General features: G+C 67.5%; 17 protein-coding genes. 11 read left to right on the top strand and 6 right to left on the bottom strand.

Annotation, left to right across the window (positions count from 1 at the left end; all coding sequences use genetic code 11):
- Positions 1–100 precede the first annotated feature (100 nt).
- The 3 genes from AC5I49_RS02590 to AC5I49_RS02580 form a co-directional block, all read right to left on the bottom strand.
- The gene (locus tag AC5I49_RS02590; protein WP_016446749.1) at positions 101–1,738 is read right to left on the bottom strand and encodes a 3-(methylthio)propionyl-CoA ligase; all 1,638 of its coding nucleotides are present in this window, start codon (positions 1,736–1,738) and stop codon (positions 101–103) included.
- A gap of 111 nt (positions 1,739–1,849) precedes the next feature.
- The gene (locus AC5I49_RS02585; protein WP_495788795.1) at positions 1,850–3,685 is read right to left on the bottom strand and encodes a CocE/NonD family hydrolase; all 1,836 of its coding nucleotides are present in this window, start codon (positions 3,683–3,685) and stop codon (positions 1,850–1,852) included.
- A 90-nt stretch (positions 3,686–3,775) separates the two neighbouring features.
- The gene (locus tag AC5I49_RS02580) at positions 3,776–5,488 is read right to left on the bottom strand and encodes a carboxylesterase/lipase family protein (protein ID WP_495788794.1); all 1,713 of its coding nucleotides are present in this window, start codon (positions 5,486–5,488) and stop codon (positions 3,776–3,778) included.
- Between the two features lie 187 nt (positions 5,489–5,675).
- On the opposite strand from AC5I49_RS02580, the gene AC5I49_RS02575 reads away from it, so the two are divergent.
- The 6 genes from AC5I49_RS02575 to AC5I49_RS02550 all read left to right on the top strand — a co-directional run bounded on the left by AC5I49_RS02575 (position 5,676) and on the right by AC5I49_RS02550 (position 10,577).
- Positions 5,676–6,692 (top strand): AraC family transcriptional regulator, encoded by a 1,017-nt coding sequence (locus tag AC5I49_RS02575; protein ID WP_047327614.1) that lies wholly within the window; start codon positions 5,676–5,678, stop codon positions 6,690–6,692.
- Between the two features lie 69 nt (positions 6,693–6,761).
- Complete coding sequence (locus tag AC5I49_RS02570; protein ID WP_016446745.1) at positions 6,762–8,294, top strand: protein adenylyltransferase SelO; 1,533 nt, start codon at positions 6,762–6,764, stop codon at positions 8,292–8,294.
- Complete coding sequence (gene msrB, locus AC5I49_RS02565; protein ID WP_034363982.1) at positions 8,291–8,704, top strand: peptide-methionine (R)-S-oxide reductase MsrB; 414 nt, start codon at positions 8,291–8,293, stop codon at positions 8,702–8,704. Before AC5I49_RS02570 ends, msrB begins: the two co-directional genes overlap by 4 nt.
- A gap of 128 nt (positions 8,705–8,832) precedes the next feature.
- A complete protein-coding gene (locus tag AC5I49_RS02560; protein ID WP_495788793.1) occupies positions 8,833–9,432 on the top strand; it encodes a septation protein A in 600 nt (199 codons plus the stop codon).
- Complete coding sequence (locus tag AC5I49_RS02555) at positions 9,429–9,710, top strand: BolA family protein (protein ID WP_013802780.1); 282 nt, start codon at positions 9,429–9,431, stop codon at positions 9,708–9,710. Before AC5I49_RS02560 ends, AC5I49_RS02555 begins: the two co-directional genes overlap by 4 nt.
- A gap of 81 nt (positions 9,711–9,791) precedes the next feature.
- Entirely contained in the window at positions 9,792–10,577 is a 786-nt protein-coding gene (locus AC5I49_RS02550) for a foldase protein PrsA (RefSeq protein WP_154834514.1), read from the top strand.
- Positions 10,578–10,779: 202 nt separating this feature from the next.
- Here AC5I49_RS02550 and AC5I49_RS02545 read toward each other — a convergent pair whose 3' ends face one another.
- Positions 10,780–12,981, bottom strand: coding sequence for a TonB-dependent receptor (locus AC5I49_RS02545; protein WP_495788792.1), 2,202 nt, complete (start codon positions 12,979–12,981; stop codon positions 10,780–10,782).
- A 115-nt stretch (positions 12,982–13,096) separates the two neighbouring features.
- Positions 13,097–13,876 (bottom strand): ankyrin repeat domain-containing protein, encoded by a 780-nt coding sequence (locus tag AC5I49_RS02540; RefSeq protein WP_017406456.1) that lies wholly within the window; start codon positions 13,874–13,876, stop codon positions 13,097–13,099.
- Between the two features lie 196 nt (positions 13,877–14,072).
- Here AC5I49_RS02540 and AC5I49_RS02535 point away from each other — a divergent pair, with 196 nt between their 5' ends.
- Entirely contained in the window at positions 14,073–14,549 is a 477-nt protein-coding gene (locus tag AC5I49_RS02535) for an SH3 domain-containing protein (RefSeq protein WP_061287580.1), read from the top strand.
- Positions 14,550–14,583: 34 nt separating this feature from the next.
- On the opposite strand, the gene thiD is transcribed toward AC5I49_RS02535, so the two are convergent.
- Entirely contained in the window at positions 14,584–15,465 is an 882-nt protein-coding gene (thiD, locus tag AC5I49_RS02530; protein ID WP_126312205.1) for a bifunctional hydroxymethylpyrimidine kinase/phosphomethylpyrimidine kinase, read from the bottom strand.
- Between the two features lie 354 nt (positions 15,466–15,819).
- Between thiD and AC5I49_RS02525 the strand changes: the two genes are divergently transcribed.
- The 4 genes from AC5I49_RS02525 to thiE all read left to right on the top strand — a co-directional run bounded on the left by AC5I49_RS02525 (position 15,820) and on the right by thiE (position 19,032).
- Positions 15,820–16,938: an FAD-dependent oxidoreductase gene (locus AC5I49_RS02525; RefSeq protein ID WP_074922885.1), complete on the top strand. Its 1,119-nt coding sequence runs from the start codon at positions 15,820–15,822 to the stop codon at positions 16,936–16,938.
- Between the two features lie 119 nt (positions 16,939–17,057).
- Positions 17,058–17,255, top strand: coding sequence for a sulfur carrier protein ThiS (gene thiS, locus AC5I49_RS02520; protein WP_012205130.1), 198 nt, complete (start codon positions 17,058–17,060; stop codon positions 17,253–17,255).
- Between the two features lie 32 nt (positions 17,256–17,287).
- Positions 17,288–18,097 (top strand): thiazole synthase, encoded by an 810-nt coding sequence (locus AC5I49_RS02515; protein ID WP_016452920.1) that lies wholly within the window; start codon positions 17,288–17,290, stop codon positions 18,095–18,097.
- Between the two features lie 11 nt (positions 18,098–18,108).
- Positions 18,109–19,032, top strand: coding sequence for a thiamine phosphate synthase (gene thiE / locus AC5I49_RS02510; protein ID WP_495788791.1), 924 nt, complete (start codon positions 18,109–18,111; stop codon positions 19,030–19,032).
- The last annotated feature ends 5 nt before the right edge of the window (positions 19,033–19,037 follow it).

Raw genomic sequence — 19,037 nt, 5'->3', positions numbered from 1 at the left:
GTGATTGCCCCTAGCGGCTATCGCCGACGAGACTCGGACCGGCCGCCCCTATCAGCACATGCCCCCGCATGCCCTGGCACGGCGGCTGGCCCGCAGCGGCTCACAACCCCGGCAGCCGATAGCCGGCCAGTTGCTCGCGCAACCGGGTCTTGAGCATTTTTCCGGTGGCGCCCAGCGGAATGGCATCGACGAAGACCACGTCGTCGGGGATCTGCCACTTGGCGGTCTTGCCCTCGTAGAACTTGAGCAGTTCCTCGCGCGTGACCTCGGCACCGGGCCTCTTCGCCACGGCGACGATGGGGCGCTCGTCCCACTTGGGATGCGGCATGCCGATGCAGGCGGCCATGGCCACGGCCGGATGGGCCATGGCGATGTTCTCGATGTCGATGGAACTGATCCATTCGCCGCCGGACTTGATCACGTCCTTGCTGCGGTCGGTGATCTGCATGAAGCCGTCCGGGTCGATGGTGGCCACGTCACCCGTGGGGAACCAGCCGCGGCCCTGCGCGTCCTTGATGAGCGGGCTTTCGCCCTTGAAGTAGCTGTCCACGATCCAGGGGCCGCGCACCAGCAGGTCGCCGTAGCTCTTGCCGTCCCAGGGCTGGTCCGTTCCATCGCTGCCCACGATGCGCATGTCCACGCCGTAGATGGCGCGGCCCTGCTTTTGCAGGATCTTCATCTGCTCGTCCTTGGGCAGCTGCAGCTGCTTGTTCTTGAGCGTGCACAGCGTGCCCAGCGGGCTCATCTCGGTCATGCCCCAGGCATGCAGCACCTCCACGCCGAACTCGTCCTGGAAGGCCGTGATCATGGCCGGCGGGCAGGCGGAGCCGCCGATGACCGTGCGCTTGAGCGTGGAAAACCGCAGGCCGCCCGGCCTGATGTGGCCCAGCAGCATCTGCCAGACCGTGGGCACGCCGGCCGCGTAGGTGACGCCCTCGGCCTCGATCAGCTCGTACAGCGACTTGCCGTCCAGCGCCGGGCCGGGGAACACCAGCTTGCAGCCCGTGAGCGCGGCCGAGTAGGGAATGCCCCAGGCGTTGACGTGGAACATGGGCACGACGGGCAGCACCGAGTCGCGCGCCGATATGCACATCACATCGGGCAGCGCGGCCGCGTAGGCGTGTAGCGTGGTGGAGCGGTGGCTGTAGAGCACCGCCTTCGGGTTACCCGTGGTGCCGCTGGTGTAGCACATGCTGGAGGCCGTGTTCTCGTCGAATTCGGGCCACTGGTACTGGTCGGACTGGCCGGCAATCCAGGCCTCGTAGCTGACCAGGCCCGGAACGCCGCTGTCGGCAGGCAGGCGGTCCGCATCGCACAGCGCCACCCACTGGCGCACCGTGGGGCACTTGGCATGCACGGCCTGGATGATGGGCAGGAAGGTCAGGTCAAAGCACATGACGCGGTCTTCCGCGTGGTTGATGATCCACGCCACCTGGTCGGGGTGCAGGCGAGGATTGACCGTGTGCAGCACGCGGCCCGAGCCGCTGACGCCGAAGTACATCTCCATGTGGCGGTAGCCGTTCCAGGCCAGCGACGCCACGCGGTCGCCAGGCTGCAGGCCCAGGCCGTCCAGCGTGTTCGCCAGCTGGCGCGAGCGCCGTGCCAGGTCGCGGTACGTATAGCGATGGATATCGCCCTCCACCCTGCGCGAGACGATCTGCGCATCGCCATGGTGGCGGTCGGCGAAATCGATCAGCGACGAGATCAACAGTGGTTGGCTTTGCATCAGACCCAGCATCTATAGGCTCCTAAGGTGATTGAACTTCGTGAACGTCGTGAACTGCGGACCGCGGATTCGCGCAAGGCCAAGGCCCTGGTGCGCGATGCCGCTGCCCGCATGGAGGGTGGCTCAGGCCGGCGCCCTGGGTCCGATCCCCGCAGGGACAGGCGCATCGTTTTTCCGGCATGGTTGACGCATTGTCTTGTCGCAACTCGGCAGCGTCTTCGCATGCTCGTATGGGATATACCCTAGGACGATGCTGGAGGCATGCGCTGCGTCATGCCACAGCGTGTTCGTGGACGGCGACTTGTCGTTGCCGAAGATCCAGTATCCGGTCTGCGATGGCGAATCCACTGTCACGCGAATGCTTGAGCCGGCGCGAAACACATGCGCGAATTTCTGGATCTCTACGCGCAACAGTTCGGGCTTGCCCGGCACCATGGGCACGTCCTTGTCCCGCGTGAACGCGCCCCACGCCCTCAGCGTCGTGGAGCGCGCCGTGTCCAGAGCACGCTTGGACGCACGCAGCCAGCCACGCTGCACGAACATCTCCTGCCCGTCCGGCCGCACCTCGGACACGGTGACCTGGATGTCGGTATTGGCTGCCGTGGCGCTGAGCCACAGGTCGGCCGAGCCTTCGCCATAGAAGCTCAGGTCCTGCGGCAGGGCTGCCGTGGTGAAGACCAGTTGGCCATCCTTTTCCGACGCGGGCACGGCGGGCCAGCCTTCGGCCGCCGGGTTGTTCACCTGCGGACTCAGGGCCGGATAGCGGTAGCTGGACGAAGCCGTGCCTGAGGCGGGTGCGCTGTCGCCCAGCGCCTGGCCGGGCTGCATCCACAGGCGCAGGGGCTTGACCTGGACAGGCAGCCGGTCAAACCGTGCCTCGCCCGTGGGCATGAGCTTGGCGCCGCCATTGGGGGCCTTGGCGTCCGTGGTCTGCATCTCCTGCAGCAGGCGCACGCGCGGCTCCTTGTCGAAGCCGTTGTCCTCGCCCTTGACGAAGCGCGCCAGGAAGCGCTTCAGCGTCTGGTCGATATGGTCCGAGGTGATGTTCGTGTGGTGGTCGCCGTTGGAGCTGACCAGCCACATCCTGTCGGGCGCAATGGTGTCCTCGTAGTAGCCCGAGCGCGGGCCGATCTGCTCGTCCTGCCAGGACTGCGTGCCCAGCGTGGGGATATTGATCTTGCCGCTTTGCAGCATGGCGCTGCGCTCCAGGTACAGGCCATCGGCATAGGGGTTGTCCAGCCACTTGATGAGGTCCAGCTCGGGCCGCTTGATCTTCTCGATGTTGTCGGCCACGGTCTTGGCGCATTCCGTGTCGCCGCCGTTCTTCACGGCCAGGTCGGCGGCCGTGCGCCAGATGCGCGGGAAGCCGTTCCACCACTGCGCCGGAAAACCGATGTTGGCAATGCCGCCCGGATAGCCCACGTCGCGGTAGGGATCGCCCACATTCTTGCTGGGCGTGATGGCCATCAGCCCCTTGGGCCGGTGCGCCGCCACCCACAGCTGGTTGTAGCCCGAGTACGAGTAGCCGATCATGCCGATGCGGCCGTTGGACCAGGCCTGCCGCCCGGCCCACTCGATGGCGAAGGCTCCGGCCGCACCTACGCTGGCGTCAAACACCCGGTCTTCCCCCGTGGAGCAGCCCGTGCCCGGCACGTTCAGCCCCATGACCGCATAGCCTTCCTTGGTCCAGGGACTGCTGATGTTGGGGTACGAGCCCGAGATATAGCCGTCGTACTCGACCAGCAGCGGGAACGGACCCTGTCCCTCGGGCAGCAGCAGCGAGTAGCGCATCCTGCTGCCGTCCGGCAGGGTGATGTAGCCCGATTGCTGGCCCGGCCCCATGGGCGCGGGCATGCCGGACGATCCCCCTCCGCAGGCGGCCAGGCCCACGGCGGCGGCCGCAATGGCCCCCGCCAGCGGCCAGCGCCAGGCCTGTGTGAAAACGGTCTTGGCTGTCATGGGTACCTGTCTCCTTCGTTGTTGTTGGCTATCTCTCGGGGCTTGCCGCGGCAAGCCCCTGCTCGCTCATCTACTCGCTCATCTGCTCGCTCACTGCAGCCGGATACTGGTCGCGCCCAGCTCGGCGTCGAAAACCAGGCTGGACGGCCAGGGCTTCCATGTCTGGCCCAGGGCCGCGTTCTGCGGGTCGCCCGTCTGCATGAAGGCCTTGAGGCTGGCCATCATGGCGTTCGACAGCGCCAGCCGCCCCGGTGCATTGGCCGTGCTGTTGGTCACGCGGGAGAACACGGATGGCCCGAAGTTGCCGAAGAGAAACGGCAGATCGAACGCATGGGCCGCACCGTAGACCGTGTTCCAGGGCGCGGGCTGGCGCGCCCAGTCGAAGCGGTAGCTCCAGACCTCGGCCTGCCGGGTGCGCAGCGTATTGAGCAACTGGTCGCGGCTGGGATCGGCGAACAGATGGGTCAATTGCGCCATGCGGGCGTTGTAGCCGGTGACCGGCGTATCGACGGGCAGGTAGGCGGCATCGATGATGTCGGCCAGGCCCGGCGCGTTGGGCGACTGCGCGTCGAAGGACTGCATCATGCGAAAGCGCGCCGCATCATCGATCCTGAAGCCCGGCTTGCCGCCCAGCGCAGCCAGCAGGGGCGCGAACAGCTTGCCCTCCTCGGCCGTGTAGCCGGCCATCACAGGCATGCGGTTGTACTGGCCCGCAGCCAGCGCGGCCATGGGGTCGGGGGGCAGCAGCAGGCCGTCGGGAATCGGCCCCGCGCCCGTCAGGCCCTTGGCCACCAGGGTCTGCAGCAGCACGCGGGCGTCCTTGCCGCGCAGGTAGGCCGCGATCTGCGCCGGTGTCCAGCCGGCAGCCACCGTGGCCGCAGCCGCCACATCGGCAGCCAGCCCATCGGCCACCATCAGATGGGCCAGCAGCAGCGCGGACTGGGTGGCGTAGGCCGAAGCCGGCTTGAGCGTGGCCAGCACGCCGGCCGGCAGGTTGGACGGCAGCGACAGCCCGCCGCTGATGGGCACCAGCCTGTGGAACAGGCCGCGCGCCGACTCGGCCGCCAGCAGCGCCAGCACATTGGTGGCACCCGCCGACTGGCCCATGAGCGTGACATTGCCCGGATCACCGCCAAAGCCCGCGATATTGCGCTGCACAAAACGCAACGCCTGCAGATTGTCCAGCAGCGCGAAGTTGCCCGTGGCCGGCGCGCCGACCTGCATCTGCGGCATGTGCATGTAGCCCAGGATGTCCAGCCGGTAGTTGGCCGTGACCACCACGGCATTGGCGGCGCGTGCCAGGGCCGCGCCGTCATACAGCGGATCGGCCGTATAGCCCGAGATGGCGCTGCCGCCGTGGATGAACACCAGCACCGGCAGCTTCTCGGCGCCGCTGGCCGGGCGCCAGATGTTGAGCGTCAGGCAGTCCTCGCTGCCCACGGGCTGGCCCAGGGTGGAGGCAATGGTGTCGTCGAAGCGGTTGTTGGCGCCCGGGCCGTACATGCGCCCGATCTGCAGGCAGGCGTTGCCGAACTGGCGCGCCTCGCGCACGCCCTCCCAGGCCTTGGGCTCGGCCGGCGGCTGCCAGCGCAGCGCGCCCACGGGCGCCTGGGCAAAGGGCACGCCCTTCCAGTAATAGGTGCCCGTGGCGGCGCCGTCGTCCACGCCACGCAAGGGGCCGTAGGCCGTCTCGCGCAACTCGGGGCCGCCGCCGCCCGAGCCGCCGCAGGCCGCGAGCCACAAAGCCATTGAAGCCACGGCCAGGCGTATGCCGCCAGCCATCCACCGCTGTCCTGTGCACATGCTTGTCTCCTATGATTTTGGGGTTTCCCGTATGGGCCGTGCCCGGCCCTTGGGCCACACTGCGCAGTCGTTCGCCGCGCTGCAAAAATTCTAGGAACAGCGCGCCCGCACGCCGCTATCGCAACCAAGCCAAAAAAGTGACTTCAGAACGCAAAAGGCGCCCCGGACGGCCCAGGAAAACCCGGCCATGACAACGCAGCGCAGCAGCTCCGCCGCATGGGTGCGGGGCATCCTGGACATGATGGCCGCCGAGGGGCTGGCCGTGGAAAGGCTGAGTGAGGAGGCCAACATCGACCTTGCCGCACTGCAGCATTCGCAGACCCGCATCGATGTGGACCGCGTGAGCCGGCTGTGGGAGCTGGCAGTGGCGCAGTCGGCCAATCCCACGCTGGGCCTGGACCGGCAGCTGGCCGCGCGCCACGGCAACATCGACCTGGTGGGCTACTCGCTGGCTTCGAGCCCGCACCTGCTGGCGGGCTTTCGTGACCTGGAGCGCCACATGGCCGTGATCTCGGACGCCACCGCCTTCACGCTGGAGCGCGATGCGCGCGGCCACTGGCTGTCCATACACCACATCGGCGCCACGCGCGCCGTGCCGCGCCAGCGCGTGGAGTTCGCCGTGCTCACGCTGCTGGTGCTGTGCAGCTGGCTGACGCGGCGCGAAGTCCAGCCGCTGGCCGTGGAATTCATGGCCCAGGCGCCCTCGCCTCTGCACGAGGCCCGCTACCGACAGGCCTTCGGCCTGCTGCCGCGCTTTGGCGAGCGCGCCAACCGCTTCCTGCTGTCGCAAGACGACCTGCTCGCGCCCATCCCGACGCACAACCCCGAACTGCTGGCCCTGCACGAAAAACTGGTCGAGTCCGAGCTGGATCAGCTGGGCCAGGCCGGCGTGGGCGCCCGCGTGCGCCATGAGATTGCGCGCCTGCTGCCCCAGGGCGAGCCGCGCCGCGAGGAAGTGGCCGCAGTGCTGGGCCTGACCGACCGTACCTTGCAGCGCCGCCTGCAGGCCGAGAGCACCAGCTACCAGCAATTGCTGGATGACACCCGCCGCGAGCTGGCCCGGCAGTACCTGGGCGAGCCGCGCCACAGCCTGGCCGAGGTGGCCGACCTGCTGGGCTTCGTGGACCAGAGCAACCTCTTTCGCGCCTGCCGCCGATGGTTCGGCATGCCGCCGGGCCAGTACCGGCAGCAACTGCGTGCGTGAATGCATGCGGTGAATGCGCGCATGAACCTTGCGTCCCACGGGGCATAGGCGCTGGGGGACAATTCCCGCATGAACCTGCACGCTGCCGCCGAAGGCCGGGCTCCGGCGACCTCCCCGCGCCTTCCCATCTCCTGGCAGGATGGCTTTGCCGCCCTGGGCCCCGACTTCTTCACCCATCTGCGCCCCACGCCGCTGCCCGAGCCGCACTGGATCGCCACCAGCACCGGCACTGCCGAGCTGCTGGGCCTGGACCCGCAATGGCTGGCCTGCGATGAGGCCCTGCAGGCGCTCACCGGCAATGCCGTGCTGCCCGGCAGCCATCCGCTGGCCAGCGTCTACAGCGGCCACCAGTTCGGTGTCTGGGCCGGCCAGCTCGGCGACGGCCGTGCCATCTTGCTGGGCGAGACCGCCTCGGGCCAGGAAATCCAGCTCAAGGGCGCGGGCCGCACGCCCTACTCGCGCATGGGCGACGGGCGCGCCGTGCTGCGCTCTTCCATCCGCGAGTTCCTGTGCAGCGAGGCCATGCACGCCCTGGGCATTCCCACCACGCGCGCGCTGAGCGTGACCGGATCGCCCGCCCCCATTCGCCGCGAAGAGATCGAGACCGCCGCCGTGGTGGCGCGCGTGGCGCCCAGCTTCATACGCTTTGGCCACTTCGAGCACTTTGCGGCGCGCGACCAGATGGCGCCGCTGCGCCAGCTGGCCGACTACGTGATCGACCGCTACTACCCCGAATGCCGCACGGCCGAGGCACTGGCCGGCAACGCCTACGCCAACTTCCTGCAGGCCGTGAGCGAGCGCACGGCGCGGCTGCTGGCGCACTGGCAGGCGGTGGGCTTTTGCCATGGCGTGATGAACACGGACAACATGAGCATCCTGGGACTGACCATCGACTACGGTCCCTTCCAGTTCCTCGATGCCTTCGACCCCGGCCATATCTGCAACCACAGCGACACCCAGGGCCGCTACGCCTTCAACCGCCAGCCCCAGGTCGCGTACTGGAACCTGTACTGCCTGGGCCAGGCCCTGCTGCCGCTGATCGGCGAAGAGGAGCTGACCATTGCGGCGCTGGAGTCGTACAAGCAGGTGTTTCCGCAGGCCTATGGCTCTCTCATGCTGCGCAAGCTGGGCCTGCCCGAAGATGCTCCCGGCACGCCGCCTGCCGAGGCGCGCTTTGCCGCCCTGGTGAACCCGCTGCTGCAGCTCATGGCCGACAACGCCGTGGACTACACCATCTTCTTCAGCCGCCTGACCGATGCCGTGGCCACTGCCGGCGGCACCGAGCCCGACCTGGAGCCCGTGCGCGACCTGGTGCTGGACCGGCCCGCCTTCGACGCCTGGGCGGCAGGCTACGTACGGCAGCTTGCGACCGTGGATGGCACGGCAGCGGCCGCGCTGATGCAAGAATCGAATCCGCGCTTCGTGCTGCGCAACCACCTGGGAGAAATCACCATCCGCGCAGCCAAGGCGGGCGACTTCACCGCGGTGCGCCAGCTGCTGGCCGTGCTGCAGACCCCGTTCGCACCCCACGCCGAGCATGCCGAATGGGCAGGCTTCCCGCCCGACTGGGCTTCCTCCATCGAGATCAGCTGTTCATCATGAGCTTTCCCATCCACAAGACCGAGCAGGAATGGCAGGCCGAGCTGCAGGCCAAGGGCGCCGAGCCCGCCGCCTTCCAGGTGACGCGCCACGCGGCCACCGAGCGCCCCTTCACAGGCCGCTATGAGCAGTTCTGGGCCGATGGCAGCTACCACTGCATCTGCTGCGGCGCCAAGCTGTTCGACTCCGATAGCAAGTTCGACGCCGGCTGCGGCTGGCCCAGCTTCGACCGCGCCATCCCAGGCGCCATCACCGAAATCGTGGACCGCAGCCATGGCATGGTGCGCACCGAGACTGTCTGCAGCCAGTGCGGCGCCCACCTCGGCCATGTGTTCCCCGATGGTCCCTCCGACACAGGGCTGCGCTACTGCATGAATTCCGCGTCGCTGGAATTCGAGCCACCCAAGGCCTAGGCCCCAGGCCCGCAAAAACCCCAGCCGGCGCGGCCCTGCATCGATGCCGGGCCGCGCCGGCTGCGCCACAATGCGCCTGCCAAGCGCTCAGGCACCATGCCTGACTCCAAGCCCATCGAAATCTTCCAATGAAGTTACTGATCGACTTTTTCCCCATCATCCTGTTCTTCGTCGCCTTCAAGGTCTGGGGCATCTACACGGCCACGGCCGTGGCCATCGTCGCCACCATCGCGCAGATCGCCTACCTGCGCGTGCGCCATGGCAAGGTCGAGCCCATGCAATGGGTCAGCCTGGGCGTGATCGTGCTGTTCGGCGGCGCCACCTTGCTCGCCCACAACGACACCTTCATCAAGTGGAAGCCCACGGTGCTGTACTGGCTCATGGGCGGCGCCCTGGTGATTGGCCAGCTGGTATTTCGCAAGAACCTGCTGCGCTCCGTCATGGGCGCGCAACTGCAACTGCCGGACAACGCCTGGCGCACCATGAACTGGAGCTGGGCAGCCTTCTTCGCGGTGATGGGCGCGCTCAACCTGGTCATCGCCTACCGCTTCGACACCGACACCTGGGTCAACTTCAAGCTGTTCGGCGGCATGGGGCTGATGCTGGTCTTCGTGATCGGACAGGCCATCTACATGAGCCGCTTCATGCAGGAAGACAAGGGCGAGGCAGCCACCGCCACGCCCGACGCCCTGCCCCCGTCCGGCGTGCAACAGGACAAGCAGCCATGAGCGCACCCGCCCATCCGCTGCCCATCACCGCCGAAGCCATGCAGGCCGTGCTGCGCGAGCGCCTCGCCCCCGATCACCTGGAAGTGATCGACGAAAGCCACCAGCACGCCGGCCATGTGGGAGCCAACGGCACCGGCTTCGGCACGCATTTCCGCGTGCGCATTGCGTCACCTTTGTTTCAAGGCAAGCCGCGCGTGGCACGCCACCGCCTTGTGTATGATGCGCTGCAAGAATTCATTGACCAGGGCGCTCACGCCATCGCCATCGAGGTTCTTTGAACTTTTACAGGCTCCGAAGATTCGGAGCCTGTTGCGTATCCACGCTATAGAATCAATTTTTCCTTCATCTCTGGAATTCGCATGAAAAAACAGCTTCTGACCAGCCTGGTGACTGCCGCCGTGCTGAGCACCGCAGCCCTGTCCGCCTCGGCCCAGAACATCGCCGTCGTCAACGGCAAGGCTGTGCCCAAGGCACGCGCCGAAGTGCTCAAGCAGCAGATCGAGCAAAGCGGCCGCCCCGTCACGCCCGAGATGGAAGGGCAGATCAAGGAAGAAGTCATCGCCCGCGAGATCTTCATGCAGGAAGCCAACAAGCGCGGCCTGGCCAACAGCGAAGCCTACAAGCAGCAGTTGGAACTGGCCCGCCAGACCATCCTGATCCGTTCGCTGTTCGAAGACTTCCAGAAGAAGAACCCCGTGACCGACGCCGAAGCCAAGGCCGAGTACGACAAGGCCGTCGCTGCCAACAGCGGCAAGGAATACAAGGCCAGCCACATCCTGGTCGAGTCGGAAGACCGCGCCAAGGCCATCATTGCCGAGATCAAGGCCGGCAAGAAGTTCGAAGACATCGCCAAGAAGGAGTCCAAGGACCCCGGATCCGGCGCTCGTGGCGGTGACCTCGACTGGGCCAACCCCGGCAACTACGTGCCCGAGTTCTCCGAAGCCCTGATCAAGCTCGAAAAGGGCGGCATGACACAGGAGCCGGTCAAGAGCCAGTTCGGCTACCACATCATCCGCCAGGACGACGTGCGCCAGGCCGAACTGCCCAAGTTCGAGGAAGTCAAGCCCCAGATCGTGCAGCAGCTGCAACAGCAAAAGCTGGCGCAATTCCAGGAATCGCTGCGCGAAAAGGCCAAGATCCAGTAAGATGCTTGCGTGTCGGCGGTTTTTGCCGTCGGCCTGACCATCACCAGCCCGCCTTGTGCGGGCTCTTTTTTTGCCCCAGGCAAGGTGGCCGCCAAAGAAAAAAGCTGCCCCTGGGGGCAGCCCGATTCAAGCCTGATTCATCCTGTCCCGGCGTCCCGGCGTCCCGGCGCCCACGGCACCGGAGACCAGGCCATCGTGCTTCTCAGAACTGGTAGAGCGCGGTCAATCTGACCGTGCGACCCTCTCCGTACTCCACGGCCGAGGAACGCGACTGCTCGCCCAGGCGCTGGCGCACGCCGGCCACATAGGCCTTGTTGCCGATGTTGTCGAGATTGAGCCGGAGCTTCCATTGGCGGTTGAGTTCATAGCCGACCATGGCGCTGTGCACCCAGTAAGCGGACAGCTTGCCGTCGCCGGCCGAGGTGACATTGCGCGTGCCGACGAAGCGCGCGCCATAGCCCACCGTCCAGCCCTGCGGCAACGCATAGGTGGTCCACAGGTTCAGCGAATGGCGCGGCGTATTGCCCAGCGCCTGGCCCACACGCGCAGGCTCGTTCAATGACTTGAGGGTCTTGCTGGCCATGAAGGTGTAGTTGGCGAAGAGGTCCCATTGCGGAGTCACCTTGCCTGCAGCCCCGAGTTCCAGCCCCCGCACGCGCTGCTCACCGGCCAGCAGATAGCTGCCATCGGCCATCTGCTCTCGGGCATTGGTCTTGTCCACCTGGAACAGCGCGGCTGTCAGCGCCAGCTGGCCGTCTCGCACATCCCACTTGGTTCCCAGCTCCAGACTGGTGTTCTTCTCGGGCGCCAGCGAGGCCGTGGCCGCATCCAGGCCCGAGCCCGTGGAGACCAGGAATTCGGCGGAAGGGTTGAAGGCCGTGCCGTAGGCCAGGTAGATGCGGCCGTTGTCGGCGGGCTTGAAGCTCAGGGCCGTGCGGCCGCTGAGCCGGCCGTCGGAGCTGTCCACCGCGGTGCGCACGCCAGCGGCCGTTGTGGCGTTGGAGCGCCCGTCGATCCAGTCATAGCGCAGGCCCAGGTTCAGATCCCAGCGCGGACCCAGCGCAATGGAGTCGGTGGCATACAGCGCGCGGGTGTCCAGGCGGGTCTCGTTCCTTCCGCTGTTTTGCAAGTCCGTCGTGCCCGTCCAGTATCCGGGCGGACGGGCCAGCGGATAGCCGCCGGCCGGGAACTGCCGGTTGATGTTGTAGGAAGAGGTGGTGCGGTCATAGGTCTCGCGTGCGATCTCGAAGCCCGTGATCAGCGTATGCCCCAGCACGCCTGTGTCGAAGCGCTGGGTCAGGTTGGTCTGGTTGATCCACAGGGTGGTGGCCGCATCGCGGCCATAGGCCTGGGGCCCTGCGGGCCGGTAGTAGCCAGGCTGCATGCCCCGGAGATCGACATGCGAGGCAGAGATCACGGTATCGCGGCTAAGCCGCGAGTAGCGCGAGAGGTTCTGCAGCTTGGCGCCCGAGGCGAAGTCATGCTCGATCTTCGCGGTCAGGGCATCCTGGCCGATCTTTTCCCGATCAAGGTTGCGCCAGCCGAAATAGGCATTGCGCGAGACGCCATCGAGCATCTTGCCGCGAAAGGCCGGCACGCCATAGTCGGGAAGATTGTCATCGCTCTGATGGAAGAAGCCGAGGGTCAGGCGCGTGGGCGAATTCAGCCCCAGGGCCAGCGAGGGCGCCACGCCCCAGCGCCGCTTGAAGATGGTGTCGCGCCCGGCCACGTCGCTGTCATGGCCCATGAGGTTCAGGCGCATGGCGGCCTTGCCGCCAGCCAGCACCCTGTTGGCGTCGAGCGTGACGCGCCGGTAGCTGCCCGTGCCCAGGCCAGCGTCGGCCTCGGTGAAGTCATGGGCCTTGGGCTGCTTGCTGATCATGTTGATGCTGCCGCCCGAGGTGCCCGCGCCGCCGAAGACCGAGTTGGGTCCCTTGATGACCTCGACGGATTGCGTGTTGAAGAGATCGCTTCGGCTCTTCTGCCCGCTGTCGCGCAGCCCGTCGATCTGCAGGTTGGCGTTGGCGCTGAAGCCGCGGATGTTGATGCTGTCGCCCGAGCCTGCACCGCCCTCGCCCGCATTGAAGGTGATGCCGGATACATTGGACAGCGCCTGCTGCAGGCTCAGGGCGTTTTGCTCCTGCAGCACCTGCCCGGGCACCACGGTGATGGTCTGCGGCACATCCAGCAGCGGCTTGGCGTATTTGGCCGATTCGGATGCCTCGGTGCGCGAGCCGGTGGAGCGCTGCCCGGAGACGGTCAAGGGCGCCAACTGCACCTGACGCTCATCGGCAGTGGCGTCCTGCGCATAAGCGGGCGTGACCAGCGCCGCAGCGAACACCGAAAAAAGGCACGACTGGGGGCCGGAGACGAAGGGTCGAGATAGCAAATGTGCTGTGCGCATGGCAAAGATCCACGTTGAAAATGGGAATCATTTGCAACGCAGCCTTTCCAAAGCAATCAGACCCGTCTGAATCTGGCGCATCACCCCTGGTTTCAGGCGTTTTCGCTTGCGCCGATCAGCGCGCTCCAGCCTCCTGCAACAGGCGCTCCACCTCATGCTGGCTGCGCTGGCGGGCGTGGACGACGGCGGTCACGCCATCCTTGTCGGGCAGATTGAGATCGGCCCTGGCCGCGATCAGCTGGCGGACGATGTCCTGGTAGCGCGGGCCTCCGTCGCCCAGCAAAACGGCTTCGAGCAGGCAGGTCCAGCCCAGCCGGTTCACATGGTCGGCCCGTACACCGGCGGCCAGCAGGGCCTGCACGGTATCGACATGGCCGCGCTCGCAGGCCGGGATCAGCGCCGTGCCGCCGTAGCGGTTGGTGCTTTGCAGATCGGCGCCGTACGACAGCGTCATGCGCAGTATCTCCAGGCGGCCCAGGGCACCGGCCAGCAGATAGGCACTGTCCTGCAGGTCATTCTTGAGATTGGGGTTGGCCCCATGGACCAGCAGCGAGCGCGCGACCTCGACATGGTTGCCGCGCACGGCCAGCAGCAGCGGCGTATTGCCCTGCCGGTCACGCACATCGACAGGTGCGCCGCGCTTGAGCCAGTCGCGTACCTGCAGCGCCTCGCCGGCCTGGGCGGCCGCCAGCAGCGCGGGGCCGAATTCCGGGCGATTCACCGCACCCTCCTGCGCCCTGGCCGCATCGCGGCCCTCAGCGGCTGTGGCCACAGCCTGCGCCTCCTGCGCCTGCGTCTCTTGTCCCTGCGCATCCGCCAGTCCCGCGGCAAGACAGGCCGTCAGGATTGCAGCGTGCCGGACATGGGCGCCGGATCGGGAAACAGCATGGTGCATACAAGCCCTCCTGGAAAACACGGTTGTGCGGCAAGCGTAAGGCAAGCTTGCCCGGTTGCGCATGAAGCCGGGGCGTCGCACGTCAGTTTCATTCAGGAACTATAGCTACATCGCCTGATCCCACGCGCTTTCCCCGGGCTCGCGCCGGAAAGTCTCCGCGCGCCAGCCTTTCTCAAACGAAAGGAGACCTGTTCCCGTGTCTTGCAACAAAAGCCGTGCCGCCCGCTGGCTGGCCACAGCCGCCACCGCCCTCGCCGTCCTCACCACCACCCTGGCCCCTGCCGCCGCCCATGCGCGCGAGTTCGTCAGCGTCAAGGGATCCAGCGTCAATGTGCGGCAGCAGCCCACCACGCGCTCGGCCACGCTGTGGGAACTGGGCAAGGGCTATCCGCTGCAGGTGGTGCAGCGCAAGGGCCAGTGGCTGCGCGTCAGGGACAACGAGAGCACGCTGGGCTGGGTGCATGCGCCGCTGACCGGCAAGACCCCGCACATGGTGGTGACCGGGCGCACCGCCAATCTGCGCGCAGGCCCGGGCCAGAAACACCGCGTGGTGGGCAAGCTGGCTGAGCTGGAGGTGGTGCGCACGCTCAAGAAGCAGGGCTCCTGGGCCCATGTCCAGCGCGACAACGGCCAAAAGGGCTGGGTGGCGCGCAGCCTGACCTGGGGCTGGTGACCTGGGCTGATTACCTGGACGTCTGGCTGGACGTTCAGCCGTTGACCACGACCTGCGCGCGCGGCGCATAGCCGTGGTTCAGCGGACCGTGGCCGGCGCCCGTGAACACATCGGCACCGGCCGCAATCGCGCCCAGGATGTACTCGCGCGCCTGGGCCACGGCCGTCTCCAGCGGCAGGCCCAGCGCCAGGTGCGAGGCAATCGCCGAAGACAGCGTGCAGCCCGTGCCGTGCCCGTTGTGCGTGGCAATGCGCTGCGACTGCAGGCGCAGCCGCTGGCCGTTGCCATGGCCCAGCAGGTCTACCACCAGATCGCCGGACAGATGCCCGCCCTTGAGCAATGCGGCCGGCGCGCCCAGCGCCAGGAGTTCCTGCACGGCGCCGTCCAGTGCGTCTATGCCATCAATGGAGTGGCCCAGCAGCAGCGCCGCCTCGTCCAGATTGGGCGTGACCACGGTGGCCAGGGGGAACAGTTCGCGCACCAGCACGGAGGCGGTTTCCGGCGCGATCAGCCGGTCGCCGCTGGTGGCCACCATCACGGGGTCGAGCACCACGTTGCGCAGCTGGTGGCGGCGGATGGCATCGGCCACCACCTGCACCACCTCGGGCGTGGCCAGCATGCCGATCTTGACGGCGTCGGCGCCGATGTCCTCGACCACGGCGTCGATCTGGCCGCGCAGTATGTCCACGGGAATGCCGTGGATGCCGCTGACGCCCAGCGTGTTCTGCACGGTGATGGCCGTGATTGCCGTCATGCCGTAGCAGCCCAGGGCGCTGCAGGTCTTGAGGTCGGCCTGTATGCCGGCGCCGCCACCGCTGTCGGAGCCCGCGATGATGAGCACGCGGGCATAGCGCTTGCGCGCGGCGGGAGCCGGTTCGGGGGATGCGGCGGTCGAAGGGGAGTGGTCGGCAGTCATGGGCGAAAATTATCACCCATGCGCATGGTCAATACCGGCAGCTGCGGGATGTGCTGTAATGCCTGCTGACGGACGAAACAGGGGTGTCCCGTCGGTGAAACAGGGCCTGGCCCGCCTCATCGATGCGTGACTGAGAAACACCCTGGGGCCCCGGGGCGACCAGCCCCCTGCCGCACAAGCCTGCACCACAGGCACCTTGCCGCGCAGCGCCCCTGCACCCGATCCAGGTCATGCTGGCGTGGGGAGTTTCAATCAATCGGGGTGGTACGCCGCGTTTTGTCCAGCACATGCCCTGTGCGCGGACAGCCGGCCGGCAGTCCCACGGGCATGGGCGCACTTGACCACCAGATGCACATGTCCGTTCTACAAGCTTCTTCCCGCATCGCCATTCTGGGCGGCGGCCTCATGGGCCGGCTGCTGGCATTGGCGCTGGCCCGTCGCGGCCACGGCATTGCCGTATACGACGCCCACGGCCCCGAAGGCGATGGCGCAGCGGCCCGCGTGGCAGCCGCCATGCTCGCGCCCCTGGCCGAATCGGCCATCACCGAGCCCGGCGTGGTGCGCATGGGCCAGCACGGCCTGACGCGCTGGCCCGAACTGCTGGCCCAGCTCGATGCGCCCGTGTTCTTCCAGCAAAACGGCACCCTTATCCTCTGGCACCGCCAGGACGCGGGCGATGCCCAGCGCTTTTTCGGCCTGCTGGAGAAAAACCGCCGCATCAACCCCAGCCTTCCCGCGCTGCAGCCGCTGGCCGACCAGGCCCTGCACGACTGCGAGCCCGCGCTTGAGCGGCGCTTCGCCCAGGCCATGTACCTGCAGGGCGAAGGCCAGCTCGACAACCGCCAGCTGCTGGCCGCGCTCCACGCCACGCTGACCCGCCTGGGCGTGGAGCAGCACTGGAACCAGCCGCGCGAGCTGGCCGACTTCCGTCCCGGCACGCCGGGCCAGCCCGACTGGGTGCTGGACTGCCGGGGCCTGGGCGCACGCGGCCAGTGGCCTGCGCTGCGCGGCGTGCGCGGCGAGGTGGTGCGCATCCATGCGCCCGAGGTCACGCTGCAGCGGCCCACGCGCCTGATCCATCCGCGCTATCCGATCTACATTGCGCCCAAGGAGGACCACCTCTTCGTCATCGGCGCTACCGAGATCGAGTCCGACGACATGTCGCCGGCCAGCGTGCGCTCCACGCTGGAGCTGCTGAGTGCCGCCTACACCGTGCATCCGGGTTTTGCCGAGGGCCGTATCGTCGAGATCGCCACCCAGTGCCGCCCCACCCTGCCCGACAATCTGCCGGCCGTGCGCTGGAGCGCGCCGCGCGTGATGGAGGTCAACGGCCTGTACCGCCATGGCTTCATGATCGCGCCGGCCATGCTGGACGTGGTGCTGGAGCTGCTCGACAGCGGTGATTCCGAACTGGCCCGCCGCTTCGATGTTGCCGTCGAGCATGCGCCATCGCAGCACAAGGCAGCCGCCTGAACGGCACGCACGGCACTTTCACGCACAACAGACCGGACATGCATGCAGGGCCGCCAGCCCCGGCCCTGCCTAAGATCGAACAAGCCTCCGTACCCGCCTTTCGTTTCCCCTCAGCCGCCATGAACATCACTATCAACCAGCAAGCGACCGAACTGAGCGACGGAGCCACCGTGGCCGACGCGCTGGCCCAGCTTGCGCCGCGCCCGCCCTTTGCCGTGGCCATCAACACCGTCTTCGTGCCCAAGGCCCGCTATGCCGAACAGGCGCTGAACGACGGCGACCGCCTCGAAGTGATCTCGCCGGTGACCGGCGGCTGATGCCCCATCCGACTCTCCCATTGCCTCACGCCATGACGACTTCCGCCCCTTCCTCCGACGACAGCTTGGTCCTGTACGGCCAGCGCTTTGACAGCCGCCTGCTGCTGGGCACCTCCCGCTACCCCTCGCCCGCCGTGCTGGAAGCTGCCGTGCAGCGTGCCCGCCCCGCCATGGTCACGGCCTCGCTGCGCCGCCAGGGCAGCAATGCCGCCGAGACCGGTGCCAGCTTCTGGGAATTGCTCAAGAAGCTGGCCGTGCCCGTGCTGCCCAACACGGCCGGCTGCATGACCGTGCAGGAAGCCGTGACCACGGCCCAGATGGCACGCGAAGTCTTCGAGACCCCCTGGATCAAGCTGGAGCTGATCGGCGACGACTACACCCTGCAGCCCGACACGCTGAACCTGGTCGAGGCCGCCTCCATCCTCATCAAGGACGGCTTCCAGGTCCTGCCCTACACCACCGAGGACCTGGTGCTGTGCCAGCGCCTGGTGGATGTGGGCTGCCAGGCCGTCATGCCCTGGGCAGCGCCCATCGGCACGGGCCGCGGCCCCGTCAACCCCTATGCCATGCAGACACTGCGCGAGCGCCTGAAGGTGCCGCTGATCGTGGATGCGGGCCTGGGCCGCCCCTCGCACGCCTGCCAGGTCATGGAATGGGGCTATGACGCCGTGCTGCTGAACACGGCCGTGGCCTTGTCCGAAGATCCCGTCGCCATGGCCGGCGCCTTCGCCGACGCCGTGAACGCCGGCCACGCCGCCCACCGCGCCGGCGCCATGGCCGAGCAATCGGCCGCCCAGCCCAGCACGCCCGTGCTGGGCACGCCGTTCTGGCACCACGGCTGAGGAGACCGGCCATGAGCAACGACTCCATCCAATCCTGGGCAGATGCCATCGTGCGCCTGCACGGCGCCACCTTTGCCCCTGAAGGCTCCGCCCTGCCCTCGCAGCCCGTGCCGCAGGCACAGCGCCAGGAGCCGGCCTATCTTGCGGCGCTGCAGGCCTGCAGCGCCCTGGGTTTCATCGCCATCGATGCCGAGACGCTGGCCAGCGCCTGGCAGGCGCAGACGCTGCGCAGGGGCCGCTTCGAGGCCACGCTATGGCCCGACGATCCGCGCGACTTCGGCCTGGAGGGCGCCGATCCCGCACTGGCCTTCCCGGAGTGCCCAAGGTCCCTGGGCCTTTACGGCGTGCTGCCCGATGCGCAATGGGTGGGCCGCATGGCCCGCGCCGGTGTGCCCACCGTGCAGCTGCGCTTCAAGTCCGAGGACCGCGACGCCATCGCGCGCGAAGTGCGCGCCGCCGTGGCCGCCGTGGAAGGCACGGGCGCCCTGCTCTTCATCAACGACCACTGGCGCGAGGCCATCGATGCCGGCGCCTATGGCGTGCATGTGGGCCAGGAAGACCTGGACGCGCTGGCCGGCGCCGACCTGCAGGCCATCCACGCCTCGGGCCTGCGCCTGGGCGTGAGCACGCATGGCTATGCCGAAATGGTGCGCGCCCATGCCGTGCAGCCCAGCTACATCGCGCTGGGCGCCGTCTTTCCCACCACGCTCAAGAAAATGGCCACGGCTCCGCAGGGCCTGGCGCGCCTGGGCGCCTATGTGCGGCTGATGCAGCGCTATCCGCTGGTGGCCATCGGCGGCATCTCGGCCGACCAGTTCCCGGCCGTGCGCGCCACGGGCGTGGGCTCGGTGGCCGTGGTGCGGGCACTGGTCAATGCCGAGGACCCGGAAGCGGCGGCGCAGCAGTTGCTTGCCAGCATGCAGGCTGCGAACTGAGCCTT

It is taken from the genome of Delftia sp. (genome assembly GCF_059499305.1).
This window is presented reverse-complemented; position numbering and strand designations above follow the sequence as displayed.

Excerpts from the sequence above, each read along its gene's own strand:
- AC5I49_RS02590 (WP_016446749.1), bottom strand. The coding sequence starts at position 1,738 with ATGCTGGGTCTGATGCAAAGCCAACCACTGTTGATCTCGTCGCTGATC.
- AC5I49_RS02585 (WP_495788795.1), bottom strand. The coding sequence starts at position 3,685 with ATGACAGCCAAGACCGTTTTCACACAGGCCTGGCGCTGGCCGCTGGCG.
- AC5I49_RS02580 (WP_495788794.1), bottom strand. The coding sequence starts at position 5,488 with ATGTGCACAGGACAGCGGTGGATGGCTGGCGGCATACGCCTGGCCGTG.
- AC5I49_RS02575 (WP_047327614.1), top strand. The coding sequence starts at position 5,676 with ATGACAACGCAGCGCAGCAGCTCCGCCGCATGGGTGCGGGGCATCCTG.
- AC5I49_RS02570 (WP_016446745.1), top strand. The coding sequence starts at position 6,762 with ATGAACCTGCACGCTGCCGCCGAAGGCCGGGCTCCGGCGACCTCCCCG.
- msrB (WP_034363982.1), top strand. The coding sequence starts at position 8,291 with ATGAGCTTTCCCATCCACAAGACCGAGCAGGAATGGCAGGCCGAGCTG.
- AC5I49_RS02560 (WP_495788793.1), top strand. The coding sequence starts at position 8,833 with ATGAAGTTACTGATCGACTTTTTCCCCATCATCCTGTTCTTCGTCGCC.
- AC5I49_RS02555 (WP_013802780.1), top strand. The coding sequence starts at position 9,429 with ATGAGCGCACCCGCCCATCCGCTGCCCATCACCGCCGAAGCCATGCAG.
- AC5I49_RS02550 (WP_154834514.1), top strand. The coding sequence starts at position 9,792 with ATGAAAAAACAGCTTCTGACCAGCCTGGTGACTGCCGCCGTGCTGAGC.
- AC5I49_RS02545 (WP_495788792.1), bottom strand. The coding sequence starts at position 12,981 with ATGCGCACAGCACATTTGCTATCTCGACCCTTCGTCTCCGGCCCCCAG.
- AC5I49_RS02540 (WP_017406456.1), bottom strand. The coding sequence starts at position 13,876 with ATGCACCATGCTGTTTCCCGATCCGGCGCCCATGTCCGGCACGCTGCA.
- thiD (WP_126312205.1), bottom strand. The coding sequence starts at position 15,465 with ATGACTGCCGACCACTCCCCTTCGACCGCCGCATCCCCCGAACCGGCT.
- AC5I49_RS02525 (WP_074922885.1), top strand. The coding sequence starts at position 15,820 with ATGTCCGTTCTACAAGCTTCTTCCCGCATCGCCATTCTGGGCGGCGGC.
- thiS (WP_012205130.1), top strand. The coding sequence starts at position 17,058 with ATGAACATCACTATCAACCAGCAAGCGACCGAACTGAGCGACGGAGCC.
- AC5I49_RS02515 (WP_016452920.1), top strand. The coding sequence starts at position 17,288 with ATGACGACTTCCGCCCCTTCCTCCGACGACAGCTTGGTCCTGTACGGC.
- thiE (WP_495788791.1), top strand. The coding sequence starts at position 18,109 with ATGAGCAACGACTCCATCCAATCCTGGGCAGATGCCATCGTGCGCCTG.